Genomic DNA, 18,116 nt, shown 5'->3' with positions numbered 1-18,116 from the left:
CGTTACCACCTCATCGTTGCGGCTTCAGCCACGTCGACGTCTTCGAAGTTGCGATACAGGACGAGGATGATGCCGATACCGACGGCGACCTCCGCGGCGGCGAGCGCCATCGTGAACAGCGCGAACACCTGCCCGGTGAGGTTGCCGTAGTACTGGCTGAACGCGACCAGGTTGATGTTCGCGGCGTTGAGCATCAGCTCGACCGACATCAGGAACATCAGTGCGTTCCGCCGGGTCAGGATGCCGAACAGCCCGGTACAGAACACCGCCGCCGAGAGGATGAGATAGTAGGTCGTATCGACTGCCATTCAGTGGTCACCTCCGTCTTCCGTGCCGCCGTCGGCGGCGACCTGCCCGGCACCGGTGCCGGACGGCTCGTCGACGTCGCGCAGACCGAGCGCGGTGACGACCTCGCCGCCTTCGTCGCGGCGGGCGAGGACGACCGCACCGACCAGTGCGCCGACGAGCACGAGGTCGATGATCTCGAACGCGACGAGGAACGTCTCGCCGGGCGCCGAGCGCTGGTCGCTGTCGATGCCGAACATCAGGTAGCCGATGTTCTCGGTGATGGTCGTCCGGGAGATCGCGTAGACGGTGTCGGACTGCCCGTCACCGTTCGTATCGACCTCCTTGAAGTCGACCCCGACGCCGGGGTCGTTCGCGACGGAGACGTTCGCCGCCTCCGAACCGTCGCTCGCGTTGTACGCGACGGCGTACGTCTGTCCGCCGGCGCTGACGGTACCGTAGTCGCCGCTCGGCGACTCGGACTGCAGCGTCTCGTTCTGGATCGCCGTCGCCTCGTCGAACCCGACGGGGTCACCGAGCGGTGCCCCGACGAACACGACCGCCATGATGACGAACAGGGCGACCGCGACGAGACCCGGGGCCAGATGGCCACCGAGCTTTAGCTTCGGGCGTGTTGTCATGCCTCTACCACCTCCGTACTGTCGTCTTCGCGAACCAGCATCACGGCGAACGTGATCAGGATGAGTACCCCGCCGACGTAGACCAGAATCTGCATCGCGGCGAGGAACTCGGCCTGCTGCATCACGTAGTGGACCGCGACGCTGAGTAGCGCGACGCCCAGAAGGAGTGCGGAGTGCCACACGTCCTCCATGAGGACGACGCCGACGCTACTTGCCACCGTGACGATGGCGAAGAGCGCGAAGGCGACGAGTTCTGCGAGTGCCATTGTTTGGGTTCTCCTATCGCTGTGTGTTGAAGATTTCGAGACGGCCGCGGCCGTCTACTGGTAATCGACCTCGCCGTCGCCCTCGCCGATCCACGCGCCACGGTCGGGCTCGCGGGACTCGAGGGGGTCGATGTCCTTGTACCAGGGTACGCTCTTGAGCTGTTCCTTGTTGTAGACGAGGTCGTCCTTCGTGTCGCCGGTGAACTCGAAGTTCTGCGTGAGCAGGATGGCGTCCACCGGACAGACCTCCTCACAGAGCCGGCAGTAGATGCACTGCCCGATGTGGAGGTTGTACTCCTCGCCGTTGCGCTGTGCGTCGGTCACGATGTGGATGGTGTCGTTCGGACACACGTTCTCGCACTGGCGGCACCAGATGCACCGCTCCTGGCTGAACTTGTGGATACCGCGGAACCGCGGCGACACCTCGGGCGGTGTCTCCGGGTACTCGACGGTGAAGGTCTCACCGTCCAGCGCGTGCTTCATCGTGGTCGCCATGGATTTGAGTATGCCGATCATGCAATCACCCCGACGAGGAGTGCGGTCAGCAGCAGGTTCGCGAAGGAGAGCACGAGCATCCCCTTCCAGCCGATCTCGATGAGCTGGTCGATGCGAACGCGCGGCACCGCAGAGCGTGCCCACTGGGTAAAGAGGAACACGCCCCAGATCTTCGCCGTGAACCAGAGGAAGCCGATGGACTCCGGACCCGGGCCGGCGGGGCCGCCCAGGAACAGCGTCGCCACGATGGCGCCGCCGAGGAAGATGTGCAGGAACTCGCCCAGGTAGATCAGGACGAAGTAGACCGAGGAGTACTCGGTCTGGTAGCCTGCGACGATCTCGGTCGGGGCCTCCGGGATGTCGAACGGGTTACGGCCGACCTCCGCGAGGTTCGCGATCATGAACAGCGCGAACGCGAACGGGTTCACGAACGCGAACCACGACGGGATGGAGAAGCCGGCGATGGTCACCAGCGTCTCCTGCTGCACGGCGACGATCTCGCTCATCTGGAGCGACTGCGTGAACAGCACGACGGACGCTCCAGTGAGAACCAGCGGGATCTCGTACGCGACGTTCTGTGCGATCGCGCGCAGCGCGCCGAGCATCGAGTACTTGTTCGCCGACGCGTAGCCGGCCATCGTCAGGCCGAGCGTCGCGATGGAGGCCACCGCGAACACGTAGACCAGCCCCGACTCGGGGTCCGCGAGCTGGATGTTGAGCGGGCCGAGTCCGCCCATCGGGATGACCGCGAAGCCGAGCATCGCCGAGCCCGCGACGACGACCGGTGCGAGGTCGTACGCCGGGCGGTCGGCGTTCTCGGGGATGATGAGCTCCTTCGCCAGGAGCCGGACCGCGTCGGCCACGATGATGAGCAGGCCGAACGGCCCGATGCGGTCGACCGCGATACGGTCCGTGAACGCGGCGGTGATCTTCCGCTTCGCCCACGGGCCAGCGACGCCGGTGTAGGCGAGCATCACGTTGCCGACGAGGAACGCGGCGATGAACGCCGCGATCGCCTGCCCGAGCACCGAGTCGGGCAGGCCGATGAGCGTCCGGAGTGTCTCCGGGAGCATCTGTTCCGTCGCCATCAGCGGTCCACCTCTCCGAGCACGATGTCGAGGCTGCCGAGCGAGGCGATGAGGTCCGGGATGTACTCACCCTCGGACATCTCACCCAGCGTCTGCAGGTTCGAGAAGCACGGGCTCCGGATCTTGAAGCGCCCGGGCTTGTCCGTGCCGTCCGAGCGGATGTAGATGCCGAGTTCGCCCTTCGCGGCCTCGACGGCGCGGTAGGTCTCGGTGTCCGCGTCGGGCTTGAGGGTCCGGGGGACGTTGGACTGGATGGTCCGGTCGTCCTCGGGCCACTCCTCGAGCAGGTCGACACACTGCTCGATGATCTTGGCGGACTCCTCGACCTCCTGCATCCGAACGAGGACGCGCGAGAAGTTGTCGCAGCCGTCCTCGGTGACGACGTCCCAGTCGAGCTCGTCGTAGTAGCCGTAGGGGTCGTCGCGCCGCAGGTCGAAGTCGATGCCGGAGCCACGGGCGACCGGTCCGGTCGCGCCGTAGCTCTTGGCGACCTCGGGCTCGAGGACGCCGGTGTTGACACACCGGAGCTGGAAGATCTCGTTGCCGGTGATGAGGTCGTGGTACTCCTCCAGCTTCGCCGGCAGCTCCTCGAGGAAGTCCCGCGTCTTCTCGAAGAACTCCTCGCGGGGCTCGGGCAGGTCCCAGGCCACCCCGCCGAGGCGGAAGTAGTTGAACATCATCCGCTGGCCGGTGAGGTCCTCCAGGATGTTCTGGATGACCTCGCGGTCGCGGAACGAGTACTGGAAGATGGCCGTGAAGTCGCCGAAGACGTCCAGCGCGAACGTCCCGAGCGCGAGCATGTGCGCGGCGATGCGGCACAGCTCGGCGGACATCGTCCGGATGACCTGCGCGTACTCCGGGACCTCGATGTCGGCGAGGTCCTCCGCGGCGCGGGCGTACGCCCACTCGTTGAGGATGCCGGCGGAGACGTAGTCCCAGCGGTCCGGGTACGGCATGATCTGGTGCCGGTAGGTGCCGTTCTGGCACATCTGCTCCTCGCAGCGGTGGAGGTAGCCGATGTCCGGGTCGACGTCGGCGACGGTCTCGCCGTCCAGCACCGTCTTGACGTGCAGCACGCCGTGGGTCGCCGGGTGGTGCGGACCGATGTTGAGGAACATCGTGTCCGCCTCGCTGTCCATGTGGTCGTCACGGAGCGGGTTGTCCCACTCGCCGAGCGTGACGATCTGCGGGCTGTCCTGGTCGTAGTCGTGGCCGAGCGGGTGGCCCTGCCAGGTCTCCGGCAGCAGGATGCGCCGCGGGTCCGGGTGGCCCTCGTAGTTGATGCCGACGAGGTCGTACGCCTCGCGCTCGTGCCAGTCGGCGGTCCGGAACACCGGCTCCGCGGTCTGGCTGATGGGTTCGTCCTTCGAAGCGGGCACGACGACGCTGACCTCCTGGGTCGGGTCGTCGTACTTCTTCATGTGGTAGATGGACTCGTACCGGTCCTCGTACTCCTGGGCGGTGACACACGAGAGGTGGTCGTAGCCCATGTCGTCGCGCAGCGCGAACAGTGCGTCCTGCACCTGGTCCGGCCGGACGACGACGGAGGCGTCGGCGTTGAGGTGTTCCTCGGTGTCCTGGACGGTGTCGCCGAGCGCCTCGAGCACCTCGTCCTCGACGGTCACGCCGGCCTCGATCTCCGGGGTCTCCTCGACGCTCATGGCGAATCAGCCCAGTTGTACCGCATCGCGAGGGTGTCCTCGTCGATCTGGTCGGCGAGCTTCTCGACGACCTCGTCCTTGGGCATGTCGCCGAACTGCTCGAGCTCGTACGGCTTGACCACGACGGGCGAGGACTCGCCGTTGGCGATGCGCTCCTGCAGCTTCGCGACGCCGTACACCAGCGCCTCGGGGCGGGGCGGACAGCCGGGGACGTGGATGTCCACCGGGATGACCTCCTCGGCACCCTTGATGACGTTGTACCCCTCCTGGAACGGGCCGCCGGAGATGGTACACGAACCCATGCCCACGACGAACTTCGGCTCGGGCATCTGGTCGTAGACGCGCTTCATGCGCGGGGCGAACTTGGAGACGATGGTCCCCGGCACGATGATGACGTCTGCCTGTCGCGGCGACGCACGCGGGATGCCCGCCCCGAAGCGGTCGAGGTCGTGCTTGATCGCGTACGTGTGGATCATCTCGATGCTGCAGCACGCGATACCGAACTGCAGCATGAACATCGACGACCCGCGCACCCAGTTCATGAACTTGTCGAACTTGGTGAGGATGAACGGGGACGAGCCGAACGCCTCACGGAGCCGCGAGTTGAAGCGGTCGTCCAGGCCCTCGCCCATGCGGGCGTCGCGTGTGTCTGTCAGCATGTCTGTACTCCCGCCGTCGATAGGGTTGTCGCTACTCATCGTTTTGCCTGTACCTGCGATTCCGAGCGCGCGCTCTTGGCCCACTTCACCGCGCCGTTGTGCCAGGCCCATGCCAGACCCGCGACGAGCACGGTGATGAACACCAGCATCGGGACCAGTACGGGGCCGAGTGCTGTCCCACCTTCGAGTGCAGAGCCGTAGATGACCGTCCACGGGAAGATGAGGACGGTCTCGATGTCGAAGATGACGAACAGCAGTGCGACCATGTAGTACTGGATGTTGAACCGGATGCGGGTCCCGCCTGTCGGGACCTCACCACTCTCGTAGGTGGCGCGCTTGCTGTCTTCAGGAACGCTCGGCCTGAGCAGTGCCGAGACCGACATCATGCCGACCGGAATCAGCACGCCGACGAGCGCGAGCGCCCCAATGGCTATCCATGGATTCATGCCGTATTCTCCGTAACATCCGGGGCTTTGAAGCGCACCCATATAAGGGTTGATTCTTGCGATTTCCGGGGGTTCTCCCCCGTTCCAGTCCGGGAAACGTAGACGGCCGAGTGGGTGCGGGAGTTTTTAAACGAATCCCCGTAGGAGCCGGCCGGAGATACTGGAAAACGAACAAAACCGGGGGCGGGCGGTGTCGTGGTCAGCCCCGTCGCTCCTTGAACCCGGGCGTGCCGAGCTCGTGGAGGTCCCGCGAGACCCGCGCCACGTCGCCCTTCAGCCCCTCGTGGTAGTCGACGAGCCGGTCCCGGAGCTCGTCGTGTTCCCGAGCGAGGATCTGTGCCGCCGACAGCGCGGCGTTGAACGACTTCCCGGCGTCGACGGCGGTCAGCGGCGCGCCCTGTGGCATCCCGATGACCGAGTCGACGCTTTTCTCCTGCACGGGAACGCCGACGACCGGCACCGGGTACGCGATGGACGCGGTCATGTTCGGCAGGTCCGCCGACTTCCCGCCCGCGCCGGCGATGATGACGTCGATACCGCGGTCCTCCGCCGTCTCGGCGTAGGCGTACATCAGCTCCGGCGTGCGGTGGGCGGAGACGACGTACGTCTCGAACGTGAACCGTTCCTCGGGCGGGTCGTCGTAGTCGGTGACCTCGGCGAAGCCGAGCTCGTCCACGAGCGCGTCGTAGGCACCGCCGCGGCCGGTCTCGGAGCCCATCATCACGTCGAGGTCGGAGTCCGAGCCCATGACGATGCCCACGTCCGGGGTGTCCGCGTCGGGTCGGTCGCGCTGTGCCTCCGCGTGCAGGTCGTCGATGAGGTCGTCGAGTTCGTCGGTCATGGTTGTGTGGTGGTCGGGTGTCGGTCGAAGCCGGTCAGTCGAAGCGCAGCCCCTCGACGAGCGAGCGGGCGCTCGCGAGTAGCTCCGCCCGCGATTCGTCGTCGCCGGTCGCGACCTGCGTGACGTGGCCCATCTTCCGGAGCGGGCGGGCCTCGCGCTTGCCGTACCAGTGCAGGTTCGCGCCGGGCGTCGCGAGCACGTCGTCGACGCCGTCGACCTGCGCGGGACGCGACTCCTCGCCATCGGCGAGCAGGTTCTTCGTCACCGTCGGCGCGCGCAGGCCGGTCGCCCCGAGGGGCCAGCCGACGACCGCGCGGAGATGCTGCTCGAACTGCGAGGTGAGTGCGCCCTCGATAGACCAGTGCCCGGAGTTGTGCGGTCGCGGGGCGATCTCGTTGACGAGGATGCGCCCGTCCGTCGTCTCGAACAGCTCGATGGCGTACACGCCGCGCCCGTCGAGCAGTTCGAGCACGTCGCGACCGACCTGCTCCGCCTCCTCGAGGACCGCTTCGGACGAGCGCGACGGGACGACCATCTCGCGGAGGATCTCCGCCTCGTGGATGTTCTCGCCGACGGGGAACGTCGCGACCTCGCCGTCGCCCTGTGCGGCGACGACGGAGATCTCGCGCTCGTAGTCGACGAACGCCTCGACCATCGCGGGCCCGCCGATGGCGTCCATCGCGTCCGCGGCGTCGTCGACGGACTCGACGGGGACGTTGCCGCGGCCGTCGTAGCCGCCCGTTCGGGCCTTCAGCATCGCGGGCGTGCCGAGCTCGTGCAGCGCCTCGCGCAGCTCCTCGCCGTCGTCGACCTGCCGGAACGGCGGCACCGGAACCCCGGCGTCGGCGAGCGCCTCCTTCTGGTGGAGCTTGTCGTGGATGAGTGCGAGCGTCGCCGGGTCCGGGTGGCAGGGGACACCGGTCTCCGCACTGATCTCGGCGAGGCTCTCCTGGTCGGCGAGCTCGATCTCGAAGGTGAGGAAGTCGGATCGTTCGGCGAGGTCGCGGATGGCGTCCGTGTCGTCGAAGTCGGCGACGAGCTGGTCCGTCGCGACCTGCGCCGCCGGTGCGTCCGGCGTCGGGTCGAGGACGACCAGTTCGATGCCCAGGGGGGCCGCCGCCTCCCCGAGCATGCGTCCGAGCTGGCCGCCGCCGACCACGCCGACCGTCGGGCCTGGTAGGCTCGCGGGCATGTGGTCGGGGATTCCGAAGGAGTCCGCTTAACGCTTGCTCTATCGGCCGGTCGACGCGTTGACGAAGATGACGGTATCCGTCCCGTTCACCGTGAGCTGCAGCTCGTACTGCTCGTAGCCGCCGCCGAGCTCGCGGGCGACGGTGTCGCGGTGGGTGGCCCGGGTCACGACGACCGGCGGGGGCGACTCGAGCGCGGCGCGGAGCGCGGTCGCGTTCCGGGCGCTGGCCGTCACCAGGCCCTGCTGTTCGAAGTACCAGGGGAGGGGCAGCCGGTTGTACCACGCCTCGTTCCGGGCGAGCTGCCGGTAGGTGTCGTTCCGCCAGCCGTACTCGTCGGTCACCGGGAGGCTGTCGGCGGCGGACTCGTCGTCCATCGCGAAGTAGGCGCCGTAGTAGAGCACGTCCGGACCGCCGTCGTGGCCGGCCGTGGCGGCGGAGACGTGGGCAAGTGCCGTGTCGAACTTGGTGCCGGGCTGGCCCGTCTGTGCGAGGCCGTTGTCCGGTGACGCCGGCGCGTGGTAGGAGGTCGTGACGGCCACGCCCACAGCGGTCCCCACTGCACCGGACAGGACGAGAACCGCGAGCGCGACCGAGACGGCGCGACGGTCCGTCACGGCGTCCCGACCCCAGCGGTACACCAGCGAGAGCGCGACCGCCGCGGGCACGGCGAGCGGGACGGCGACGTGGACCGCGTGCCAGGGACCCGTCCCGTACATGACGACGGGGTAGACGACGACGCTCGCGAGCCCCCAGTAGCCACAGAAGGCGACGAGATCGCGCGCACCGGCGTCGCGGTAGCGGTCGAGCAGGAAGCCCGCGACGCCGAAGATGCAGGTCACGGCCGCGCCGGCGAGCAGTGTCCGCACGAAGAAGATGGTGTACGGAAGGATGGACTGGTCCTGGACCGACCCGAACCAGAGGTCGCTGGCTGCGGTCCAGCTCCCGAACAGTGCCGCCTCCACGAGGTCGGCGAGCAGCAGCGGGTCGCCGGCGAGCGCCCCGAGCTCGGCACCCCGTGGCAGGTACAGCGCTGCGACGACGAGGGTGAACACGGCGCCGGCGAGCACCACCGGGCCGCGCCACAGACCGAGCGTCCGGCCCGCCTCGGAACCACGGAGCAGCACGCCGAGGACGTAGGCGGCGGCGACGAGCCACGCGACGGCGTACGTGGCGACGATCGCGTCACCGACGAAGACGAGCACCGAGACGGCGGCGACCCCGAACCCGACGATGGCCGGGAACGCCTCTCCGTCGTTCGGGACGACCCAGAGCGCACACCGGAGCGAGACGAGCAGCAGCACGATGGCGACGACCCGACCGACACCGGGGACCAGCGCCACGACGAGCGGATTGAGCACGGCGAACAGCACAACAGCCTCGTCGACGCGCTCGCGGAGCCACCCCGGCGCGGCGAGCCGGCTGTCCCCGTCGCCGACGAGCGTCCAGCGCTTCCAGAACAGCCGGTGGTCGACCAGCAGCGCCCCGGCCCCCAGCCAGCAGGCGAGGTAGACCAGCGCGTTCTCCTTGGACGCGACCGCGAGGGCGAAGGCGACGCTCGCGGCGTACAGATAGCCGGGCTGGCGCGTGTCCAGCAGCCGGACGAGCAGCCCGACCGTGACGAACGCGAACGCCGCCACGAGCAGGTCCGACCGGGCGAACCGGGAGTAGTAGAGCAGCGCCGGGTTCACGGCGAGCAGCGCCGCGAGCGCGACGACCTCCGAGCGCCGCAGTCGCTCCCGGAACAGCCACGCCGACAGCGGGAGCAACCCCCCGACCAGCGCCGGGAGCAGTCGAGCGACCGCATCGCTCGGTCCGAGCAGCCCGAAGAGAAGTTCGTTCGCGTGCGCGAGCAGCGGCCCGTGGAGGATGGGCCGGTACTCCCAGACACCGGTCGCCCCGTACCGCAGTACGGCGTAGCCGTGGCGACCCTCGTCCCAGTGCGCGGTTCGTGCCCCCAGGTCGAGGAGACGGAGCGCGAGCGCACCCAGCGAAAGTGCGGCGACGGCCCCGAGAAGGGGCCGGTCGGTCGACTCGGACCCCGCCCCGGAATCGAATCCGGGGTCGGCGTCGTCGTCCTCCGCCGAGGCTGCCGCCGCGTCTGCCATTGCTGTCGAACTGGCCACCCCTCCGGCATACGCTTTCCGTTCCTGTGTCGGCTCGCTTGTGTGTTGGTGCTCGCTGAATCGGCTGCACCGAGGACCCAGCCCCGAACCCCTTCAAGCCCCTCGCTACCGCCCCGCATTGTCCATAACGGTAGACCTTTGACGGACGGTTCCGACGACTCTCGCATGACCTCGCTCGGACTGGTGGTCGCGGAGTTCAACGCCTCGGTCACCGAGGAGATGGAGTCGGTCGCGCGAGACGCGGCGGCAGAGGCGGACGTGACGGTCGTCGAGACCGTCCACGTCCCGGGAGTGTACGACTCCCCGCTGGTCGCGGACCGGCTGGCCCGTCGGGACGACGTCGACGCCGTCGCGGTGCTCGGTGCCATCGTCACCGGCGATACGGACCACGATCAGGTCATCGGGCACGCGACCGCCCAGAAGCTCACCGACGTGAGCCTCGACCGCGACACGCCGGTCACGCTCGGCGTCACCGGCCCCGGCATGAGCGGTGCCGAGGCCAGAGAGCGCGTCGAGAACGCCGCGAAGGCCGTCGAGGGTGCTGTCAAACTGGTAGAACGACTATGAGTATGGATTTCGCCGAGAGAGTCACGAGAGTCGAACCGTCCGCGACGCTGGCCATCTCCGACGCCGCCTCCGCGCTGGAGGCCGAGGGCGTCGACGTGGTGGACCTGAGCGTCGGCGAACCCGACTTCCCCACCCCGGAGAACGTCGTGCAGGCCGCGAAGGACGCGATGGACGCCGGTCACACCGGCTACGCGCCGTCGAACGGCATCCCGGAGCTGAAGGCGGCCATCGCCGAGAAGCTGGCCGACGACGGGCTGGAGTACGACCCCGGGCAGGTCATCGTCACGCCCGGCGGGAAGCAGGCGCTGTACGAGATCATCAACGCCCTCATCGACGACGGCGACGAGGTCGCCCTGCTCGACCCCGCATGGGTGTCCTACGAGGCGATGGTGAAGCTCTCGGGTGGCTCGCTCACCCGCGTCGACACCGCGAAGCACGACTTCGCGCTCGAGCCGGCGCTCGACGACCTCGCCGAGGCGGTCTCGGACGACACCGAGCTCCTCGTCGTCAACTCGCCGGGCAACCCCCACGGTGCGGTGTACTCCCGCGCGGCCCTGGAGGGCGTGCGCGACCTCGCCGTCGAACACGACTTCCTCGTCATCTCCGACGAGATCTACAAGGAGATCACCTACGGCGACGCCGAGCCCATCTCCCTGGGCACGCTCGACGGGATGGCAGACCGGACCATCACCGTCAACGGCTTCTCGAAGGCGTACTCGATGACGGGCTGGCGGCTCGGCTACTTCGCCGCGCCCGACGAGCTGATCTCCCAGGCAGGCAAGATCCACAGCCACTCCGTCTCCTCGGCGGTGAACTTCGTCCAGCACGCGGGCGTCGAGGCCATCACGAACTGCGACGAGGCCGTCGCGGAGATGACCGAGGCGTTCGAGGCCCGCCGCGACATGCTCGTCGACCTGTTCGCCGAGCACGGTGTCGACGTCGCGACGCCGGAGGGCGCGTTCTACATGATGCTCCCGGTGGACGACGACGACTCCGCCTGGTGTCAGGGTGCCATCGACGAGGCCCACGTCGCCACGGTCCCGGGCAGCGCGTTCGGGACGCCGGGCTACGCACGGCTCTCCTATGCGGCCAGCGAGGAGCGGCTCCGCGAGGGCGTCGAGCGGCTCGCCGAGCACGGCTACATCTGACGCCGCCCCTTCTCCCGTCCGTCGTCGCCGACCAGCGACTGCTCAGACGAACTCGACGCCGGCGATCTCGAAGCAGGCACCCAGGTCGGGCTCCGGCGGGTCGACGACCGCGACCGTCCACCCGTGGGCGGAGACGATGCGGTCGACGATCGCGAGCCCGAACCCGGTTCCCGAGTCGTGCGTCGTGAACCCGTGCTCCAGCACCTGCTCGCGGTTCTCGGGCGGGATGCCGGGGCCGTCGTCGACGACCCGGAACCCCGTGGGCGTCCGTGATACGTGGACGGTCACCGGGCCGTCCCCGGGGGAGCCGTGCTCCACCGAGTTGCGGAAGAGGTTCTCGAACAGCTGCTGGAGCCGGTCGGGGTCCGCGAGCACCCGCCCGAGGTCCGGCCCGACGTCGAGCTTCGCGTCGCCGGAATCGACCGAGGCCCAGGCCCGATGGACGACCGGTTCCAGGGCCGTCCGTGTCGGGTCCTCGACGACGGCCCCCTGTCGAGCGAGCGCCAGCACGTCCTCGATGAGGTCCGTCATCCGGTCCAGCGCCAGACGCGCCTCGGCGAGGTACGTCCCGGAGTCCTCGTCCGCCGCCTCGACCATCTCGAGCGTCGCCTGCGCGACGTTCAGCGGGTTGCGCAGGTCGTGACTGACGAAGCTGGCGAACTCGTCGAGGCGCTCGTTCTTCGCCTCGAGCTCGGCCTGGTACTCGTGGCGTTCGGTCACGTCCCTGGCGAGGAAGACGACCCGACCCGCGCCGTCGGCGGCGCGTTCGAGGAGGGTCGTCCTCGCCTCCCAGACGAACGTGTCGCCCTCGAACGGCACCGTGTACTCGATGGTCTGGCCCTCGCCGGTCTCGATGGTGTCCCGGACCGCTCCGAGGACGCTGTCTGCAGCCTCGTGGGGAAGGATCTCGTGGGCCGTCCGCCCGAGGAGGACGTTGGGGTTCTCGAGTCCGAGCACCGGCTCGTTGGTCAGGACCTCCTCGTAGCGCGCGTCCTCGTCGTAGACGATGACGAGGTCGGGGATCGCGCCAGTGATGGCCTCCAGCCGGTTCCGGCTCAGACGGACCGTCTCCCGGTCACGCGCCGCCTGGATGGCGTGGGCCGCGTTCTCGGCGACGTCGGTGAGCAGGGCCTGCGCCTGCTCGTCTATCCCCTCCCGCGTCTCGGAGTGGACGACCAGTGCGCCGAAACAGCGGTCCTCGTAGACCAGTGGTGCGACTGCGACCCCGAACGGTCCGTCGACGCCGTCGGGACGGTATCGCTCGGCGAGCGGTTCGTCCCACGCGACCTGTATCTTGTGTGTCGCGAGCGCCGCCGCGAGCGGCCCCTCACCGTCGACGCTCTCCGCCAACGAACTGGCGTCGGTGGTCGACCCTGTCCGTCCGGCGATGGCGCGCACCTCGACCGGGTCCTCGTGGGTCGACGCGATCCAGGCGAGCGTGTACCTGGTGCCGACCAACCGGTCGCAGACGGTCGACTCGACCTCCCCGCGCGATGTCGCCCGTACGATACCCGTGTTCACGTCGCGGACGAGCGCGGTGTCGACTCGCAGTCGTTCGGTCTGGACCTCGAACTCGTGGACCTCGATGGCCGAGTCAACGACCCACGCCAGCGTCGCCGCAGCGGAGTCGTCGGTGACCCGGCAGACGCCCGAGACCGGGTACGTGCCGGTGTGGACCGCCCGTTCGACCTGCCGGTCGCTCGTCGCCACGACCACCGGGTCGAACGCTCCGAGCTGGGCGTCCTCGAGCACCGACGGGTCGTTCGTGACGAGGACGATGGCCGCCGGGGGCTCTGCCCCCGTCGCCAGGCGTGCGAAGCAGCGTCCCGCCTCCGATCCCGAGTCGGAACCGACCGCCAGCGCGTGCTGTTCGACCGTGAAGCCCCGCTCGTGGAGTGACTCGGTCAGGTCGACGGGGAGCGAGCCGGCCCGGAGCAGGCAGACCGTCGGCTCGTGGTCGCTGTCGGACCGTCCCGATGACATACCGTGGCAGACGGGGGCGACCGTAATGATGGTACCGGCGTCTCGTCGGTCGAATCACCGACCGCGGCGTTCGAGGATGCGGTCGACGATGCGGCCCGTCGAGAGGAGTTCGCCCTCGTACTTCGGCTCCCTCGCGCTCGCCCGGCGGACCTCGCAGTCGATGCCCCGGGAGGCGAGTGCGTCGGCGATGGCGGCCTCGTCGTGGTGCTGGTCGTGACCGAGGACGATGCAGTCCGGGTCGATGCGCTCGATGGGGACGAAGATGTCCTCGGTGTGGCCGAGGTGTGCCTCGTCGACCATCTCGAGCGCCGCGACCATGTCGCGCCGCTGGCGGTCCGGGAGGATCGGTTTCTCCTTGTGGGTGACGTTCTCTCGCCGGGCGATGATGACGTGGAGCTCGTCGCCCAGGGACGCGGCCTCCGAGAAGTAGTGGAGGTGCCCCGGGTGGAGGATGTCGAACGTGCCCTGTGCGATGACGGTCGTCTGTGTGTCAGTCATTTGTCTCGTCGCAGTTCCGCATCGATGTCTGCCTGTGTGAAGTCGAAGAACTCCTCGTGGTCGTCGAGGTCGACGTCGAGCACCGGGAGGTCGCGGTACTCGCCGTGCTGGTCGAACGCCCGCCAGTCGTTGCGACCGTACGGTGCGCCCATGATGATGTGGACGGTGCCCGAGGTGAACGTCCCCAGGTCCTCGTCGCTCGGTCGGAGGACGCCGTTCGGATGCGAGTGGATGCTCCCGAGCGAGCGCATGTCGTTCGGAATCATGTTCGAGTCGACCGTCGCGCTCACCGGGTTCGACCGGGTGCCGGGGATGACGAGGATGTCGGTGATGACGTAGCCCCGCTGGTCCATCCCGAGGTGCTTCGCGGGCGTGCCACGGAGCATCCCCATGTACTCGTTGGGATGGGTGTCCTCGGCGGACTCCAGCGCGAACTCGATGGTGTCGCGGGCGATGCCGACGACCCCCTGGCGCTGGAAGAACCGGTCGAACAGTCCCATGTCCTCCCCTCACGCCTCGCCGGTGCTAAACGTTCCGAAAGGAGCGCTCGTCTTGACAAGGGTTATACGCGGTCGTTTCGAACTCACGCCCAACATGACAACCGACTCCGTCGGCGACGACGCTGGCGACGGGGACGTGCCGGTCGTCTACGACCTCGCACCCGACTGCACGGTCGAGGACATCGAATCCGACACGCCCTACCTCGCCACCGTCAACGGCATCGTCGAATACGGTATCTTCGTCGACCTCTCCGACTCTGTCTCGGGACTCGCCCACGAATCGACCCTCGACGGCACGTACGCCGTCGGCGACGAACTCGTCGTCGAGGTGGACAACGTCCGCGACGACGGCGACATCTCCTTCGCGCCCGTCGCCATCGACGACTACCGCGTCGAGGCCGTCGACCACGACTACCGTCCGACCGCGACGACAGCGCTCGACACCAACCTCGGCGAGCAGGTTCACGTCGAAGGTGTCGTCACCCAGATCAAGCAGACGGGTGGCCCGACCATCTTCCAGGTCCGCGACGAGCACGGCGTCGTCCCGGCGGCCGCGTTCGAGGCCGCGGGCGTCCGTGCCTACCCGGACATCGAGGTCGACGACGTGGTCCGCGTGACCGGCGTCGTCGAGACCCGCGAGGAATCGGTCCAGCTCGAGGTCGGCTCGCTCTCGGAGCTCGTGGACGACGAGGAGACCGAGGTGCGCGACCGCATCGACGCCGCGACCGCCGAGTGGGCCGAGCCCCACGAGGTCGACCCGCTCGTCGAGTGGGACGCCTTCGAGAAACTCCGCGACGACCTCCGCGAGGTCGCCCGGCTGCTCCGCGAGACCGTCATCGAGGGACGGCCCATCCGGGTGCGTCACCACGCCGACGGCGACGGGATGTGCGCCTCGGTTCCGGTCCAGCGCGCGCTCGAGGGCTTCATCGCAGAGGTCCACCAGGACCCCAGCGCCCCGCGCCACCTGTTCAAGCGCCTCCCGAGCAAGGCCCCGTTCTACGAGATGGAGGACGCCACGCGCGACCTCAACTTCGCGCTCGAGGACCGTGCGAAGCACGGCCAGAAGCTCCCCCTCGTCCTGATGCTCGACAACGGTTCGACCGAGGAGGACGTGCCGGCCTACGAGACGCTCGCGCACTACGACATCCCCATCGTCGCGCTCGACCACCACCACCCCGACCCGGAGGCGGTCGACCCGCTGCTCGACGCCCACGTCAACCCGTACCTCTACGACGAGGACTACCGCATCACGACGGGCATGATGTGCGTCGAGCTCGCACGGATGATCTACCCGGACCTCACCGGCGACCTGCGTCACGTCCCCGCCGTCGCCGGCCTCTCCGACCGCTCGAAGGCCGAGGTCATGGACGACTACCTCGAGCTCGCCGCCACGGAGGGCTACGACGAGGACGACCTGCAGGACATCAGCGAGGCGCTGGACTACGGCGCCCACTGGCTCCGCTACGACTCCGGCCGCCACCTCATCGACGACGTGCTCAACATCGGCGTCGACGACGAATCGCGCCACCGGGAGCTCGTCGACGTGCTCTCGACCCGTGCCGAGGAGGCCGTGGACGACCAGCTCGACGCCGCGATGTCCCACGTCGAACACGAGTCCCTCGACAACGGCGCGCACCTCTACACCATCGACGTGGAGAACCACGCCCACCGCTTCACCTACCCCGCGCCGGGCAAGACCACGGGCGAGATCCACGACCGGAAGGTCGAGGAGACGGGCGACCCCGTCATCACCATCGGGTACGGCCCCGACTTCGCCGTGCTCCGGTCCGACGGCGTCCGCCTCGACATCCCGCAGATGGTCACCGAGCTCGACGAGGAGATCGTCGGCGGCGGCGTCTCCGGCGGTGGCCACCTCGTCGTCGGCTCCATCAAGTTCGTGAAGGGGCGACGGCAGGAGGTCATCGACGCGCTCGTCGAGAAGATGGCCGAGGCGAACCTCGACGAGGACCTCAGCAGCGCCTCGCCGCTCACCGAGTAACTGCACCCCGTTCTCGCGTTCTCCCGACGGCGTTCACCCCTGTAGCTCGCCCTCGTACTCGAACTGCACCCGTCGCCAGCACACGAGCACCGCCAGCGCGGCGGCCGCGATGGCGGCGACCCAGAGCAGTCTCGGCTGGCGGCCGTCGCCCCCGCCGCCCCCGCCCCGCCAGTCGGTGTCGAAGGCCTCGGCGTAGTACCGCCCGACCTCGTCGCCGGTCAGCACGACGGCGACCTCGCGGTTGTCCCGGAGCGAGTTCCGGTTCCAGTTCACGCTCCCGACGACGACGTGGCGCTCGTCGACGACGACGCCCTTCGCGTGGAGCTTCTCGAACCGGCCGCCGGGGTCGACGAGCCGGGCCGCCAGGTCCAGTCCCTCTCGCTCGGCGATAGCGTTCAGTCGCTCGACGACCCGACCGTTCTCGTCCTCGGCGTACCACGCGCTGCTCAGGAGGAACCTGACCCGGCTCCCGTTCCGAGCGGCCGCGAGTGCGGCCTGTACGAGCGGCGTCTCGACCCCACCGACGCTCATCTGCTCGACCCGGACCGACGACTCCGCGCCGGCGACCAGCGAGACGAGCGACGCCTCGGCGTTGTCCGGCGCGACCAGCACGGTCGTCGAGTCGACAGGGACCGTTGTGGGCTCGATACGCGTCGGGTACGACCCGCTCGCGGACTCCCGCAGCACCGGGTCGACGGCCTCACGCTGGTCGAGCCACGGTGCGGCGTCGTGGGCCGTCCAGTCGGCGTGGAACGTTCGGTTCAGTGCGGCGACAGGCTCCGAGCCGTTCAGTGCGACGCCCCAGCCCCGGTTCGCGTGGCCGCCCGTACCGGATGGCTTCCAGTTCTCCGTGAGCACGAGCGCCCGGTCGTCCGCGACGAGGTACTTCGCGTGGTGGAAGTCGTAGCGGGCGGCATCGCCGCCGAGGAGCCGGACGGCGACGCCCCCGGCCTCCAGCCTGTCGAGTGCGGCCACCTCGCGTGCGGAGAGCCCGCCGACGGGCGCGTCGTCGACGAGCACCCGGACAGCGACGCCGCGGTCGGCGGCGGCGAGGAGGGCGTCGGTCACCCGGTCGGAGGTGAACGTGTAGCCGGCGAGGAGGACCCGGTCGTCTGCCCCGACGATGGCGTCGAGCGGAACCGCAGTGTCCGGCGTGACGAAGGCCCGGACCTCCCCGGGGCCACCGCGAGCCGGTTCGAGGTCGGTCGCGCCTCGCGGCACCCACCGCTCGCCGGTCCACCGCTCCGCCTCCGGCGCGTCGGTGTAGCCGAGGACGTCCACCCGCGAGCCGTTCCGCGCGAGGACGACCTGCTCGCCACCGTTGGCGAGTCGCGGGAAGTCGGCGACACGGACGACGCGGTCGACGGTCCCGTTCGCGTCCGCCGGGAGTGCCGCGGGGTCGGCGGTGAACGCGACGCGTCCCGCGACGGTGACGTTCGGGAGTGGTGCGGCCCCGTCGTCGTCACCGACCGTCCAGCCGTCGAGCGCGGTCGGTTCCGAGAACCTCGCGACGACGTACTCGCCGGCGTCGCCCTCTGCGACCGGGTTCGGGAGGACCGCGACGAGTGCGGCTGCGTCGGTGGGGCTCTGGTTCTGCGGGCCCGGGGCTTCGCTGGGGTCGGTGGCGGGCGCGCTCGCACCGGCAGTCGCTACGAGGCTCAGGACGACGAGCGTGGCGAGGACCGGACGGGCCGTGCGTGACACACGGGCTCTGGTCCCGCCT

17 protein-coding genes and 1 pseudogene are annotated in these 18,116 nt (G+C 68.9%); 3 read left to right on the top strand and 15 right to left on the bottom strand.

The genetic code is table 11. The features are described 5' to 3' along the window. Positions 1-2 precede the first annotated feature (2 nt). From nuoK to ACSG06_RS16255, 11 genes and pseudogenes are all read right to left on the bottom strand, one after another. Positions 3-308 (bottom strand): NADH-quinone oxidoreductase subunit NuoK, encoded by a 306-nt coding sequence (gene nuoK, locus ACSG06_RS16305; protein WP_256299421.1) that lies wholly within the window; start codon positions 306-308, stop codon positions 3-5. A gap of 486 nt (positions 309-794) precedes the next feature. Next, positions 795-926: pseudogene (locus tag ACSG06_RS16300) on the bottom strand (proton-conducting membrane transporter); the annotation flags it as partial. After that, complete coding sequence (locus tag ACSG06_RS16295) at positions 923-1,192, bottom strand: NADH-quinone oxidoreductase subunit J (RefSeq protein WP_440991330.1); 270 nt, start codon at positions 1,190-1,192, stop codon at positions 923-925. The gene ACSG06_RS16295 and the pseudogene ACSG06_RS16300, both read right to left, overlap by 4 nt. Positions 1,193-1,246: 54 nt before the next feature. After that, on the bottom strand, positions 1,247-1,708 hold the full coding sequence (locus ACSG06_RS16290) for a NuoI/complex I 23 kDa subunit family protein (protein ID WP_256299415.1): 462 nt from the start codon (positions 1,706-1,708) through the stop codon (positions 1,247-1,249). Further along, on the bottom strand, positions 1,705-2,775 hold the full coding sequence (locus ACSG06_RS16285) for a complex I subunit 1/NuoH family protein (protein WP_440991329.1): 1,071 nt from the start codon (positions 2,773-2,775) through the stop codon (positions 1,705-1,707). The genes ACSG06_RS16290 and ACSG06_RS16285 overlap by 4 nt, the downstream gene beginning before the upstream one ends. Continuing rightward, a complete protein-coding gene (locus ACSG06_RS16280) occupies positions 2,775-4,436 on the bottom strand; it encodes an NADH-quinone oxidoreductase subunit D (protein WP_440991328.1) in 1,662 nt (553 codons plus the stop codon). The genes ACSG06_RS16285 and ACSG06_RS16280 overlap by 1 nt, the downstream gene beginning before the upstream one ends. Next, complete coding sequence (locus ACSG06_RS16275; RefSeq protein ID WP_440991327.1) at positions 4,433-5,134, bottom strand: NADH-quinone oxidoreductase subunit B; 702 nt, start codon at positions 5,132-5,134, stop codon at positions 4,433-4,435. Before ACSG06_RS16275 ends, ACSG06_RS16280 begins: the two co-directional genes overlap by 4 nt. Next, positions 5,131-5,541 carry an NADH-quinone oxidoreductase subunit A gene (locus ACSG06_RS16270; RefSeq protein ID WP_440991326.1) on the bottom strand — a complete coding sequence of 137 codons (411 nt, stop codon included), beginning with the start codon at positions 5,539-5,541 and terminating at the stop codon, positions 5,131-5,133. Before ACSG06_RS16270 ends, ACSG06_RS16275 begins: the two co-directional genes overlap by 4 nt. A 199-nt stretch (positions 5,542-5,740) precedes the next feature. After that, a complete protein-coding gene (locus ACSG06_RS16265) occupies positions 5,741-6,382 on the bottom strand; it encodes an AIR carboxylase family protein (protein ID WP_440991325.1) in 642 nt (213 codons plus the stop codon). Between the two features lie 34 nt (positions 6,383-6,416). Next, positions 6,417-7,574, bottom strand: coding sequence for a 5-(carboxyamino)imidazole ribonucleotide synthase (locus ACSG06_RS16260; RefSeq protein ID WP_440991324.1), 1,158 nt, complete (start codon positions 7,572-7,574; stop codon positions 6,417-6,419). A gap of 39 nt (positions 7,575-7,613) precedes the next feature. Continuing rightward, a complete protein-coding gene (locus ACSG06_RS16255; RefSeq protein WP_440991323.1) occupies positions 7,614-9,680 on the bottom strand; it encodes a flippase activity-associated protein Agl23 in 2,067 nt (688 codons plus the stop codon). Positions 9,681-9,863: 183 nt separating this feature from the next. Between ACSG06_RS16255 and ribH the strand changes: the two genes are divergently transcribed. After that, positions 9,864-10,265: a 6,7-dimethyl-8-ribityllumazine synthase gene (gene ribH / locus ACSG06_RS16250; RefSeq protein WP_440991322.1), complete on the top strand. Its 402-nt coding sequence runs from the start codon at positions 9,864-9,866 to the stop codon at positions 10,263-10,265. Beyond that, on the top strand, positions 10,262-11,413 hold the full coding sequence (locus ACSG06_RS16245; protein WP_440991321.1) for a pyridoxal phosphate-dependent aminotransferase: 1,152 nt from the start codon (positions 10,262-10,264) through the stop codon (positions 11,411-11,413). Before ribH ends, ACSG06_RS16245 begins: the two co-directional genes overlap by 4 nt. A gap of 42 nt (positions 11,414-11,455) precedes the next feature. Here the strand turns inward: ACSG06_RS16245 and ACSG06_RS16240 are convergent, their stop codons facing one another. Genes ACSG06_RS16240 through ACSG06_RS16230 form a run of 3 tightly spaced genes read right to left on the bottom strand, consistent with a single transcriptional unit; the run spans position 11,456 to position 14,394 of the window. Further along, positions 11,456-13,396: a sensor histidine kinase gene (locus tag ACSG06_RS16240; RefSeq protein ID WP_440991320.1), complete on the bottom strand. Its 1,941-nt coding sequence runs from the start codon at positions 13,394-13,396 to the stop codon at positions 11,456-11,458. A 54-nt stretch (positions 13,397-13,450) separates the two neighbouring features. Then, positions 13,451-13,894, bottom strand: a complete 444-nt coding sequence (locus ACSG06_RS16235; RefSeq protein ID WP_440991319.1) for an FAD synthase family protein — start codon at positions 13,892-13,894, stop codon at positions 13,451-13,453. Continuing rightward, positions 13,891-14,394 carry a Mov34/MPN/PAD-1 family protein gene (locus tag ACSG06_RS16230; RefSeq protein ID WP_440991318.1) on the bottom strand — a complete coding sequence of 168 codons (504 nt, stop codon included), beginning with the start codon at positions 14,392-14,394 and terminating at the stop codon, positions 13,891-13,893. The genes ACSG06_RS16235 and ACSG06_RS16230 overlap by 4 nt, the downstream gene beginning before the upstream one ends. Positions 14,395-14,488: 94 nt before the next feature. Here ACSG06_RS16230 and han point away from each other — a divergent pair, with 94 nt between their 5' ends. Then, the gene (gene han, locus ACSG06_RS16225; RefSeq protein ID WP_440991317.1) at positions 14,489-16,393 is read left to right on the top strand and encodes a Hef-associated nuclease; all 1,905 of its coding nucleotides are present in this window, start codon (positions 14,489-14,491) and stop codon (positions 16,391-16,393) included. 33 nt (positions 16,394-16,426) lie between these two features. On the opposite strand, the gene ACSG06_RS16220 is transcribed toward han, so the two are convergent. Beyond that, positions 16,427-18,097, bottom strand: coding sequence for a phospholipase D-like domain-containing protein (locus tag ACSG06_RS16220; protein ID WP_440991316.1), 1,671 nt, complete (start codon positions 18,095-18,097; stop codon positions 16,427-16,429). Positions 18,098-18,116: the final 19 nt, after the last annotated feature.

The organism is Haloarchaeobius baliensis (assembly GCF_052060055.1).
GTDB classification, from domain to species: domain Archaea; phylum Halobacteriota; class Halobacteria; order Halobacteriales; family Natrialbaceae; genus Haloarchaeobius; species Haloarchaeobius baliensis.
This window is presented reverse-complemented; position numbering and strand designations above follow the sequence as displayed.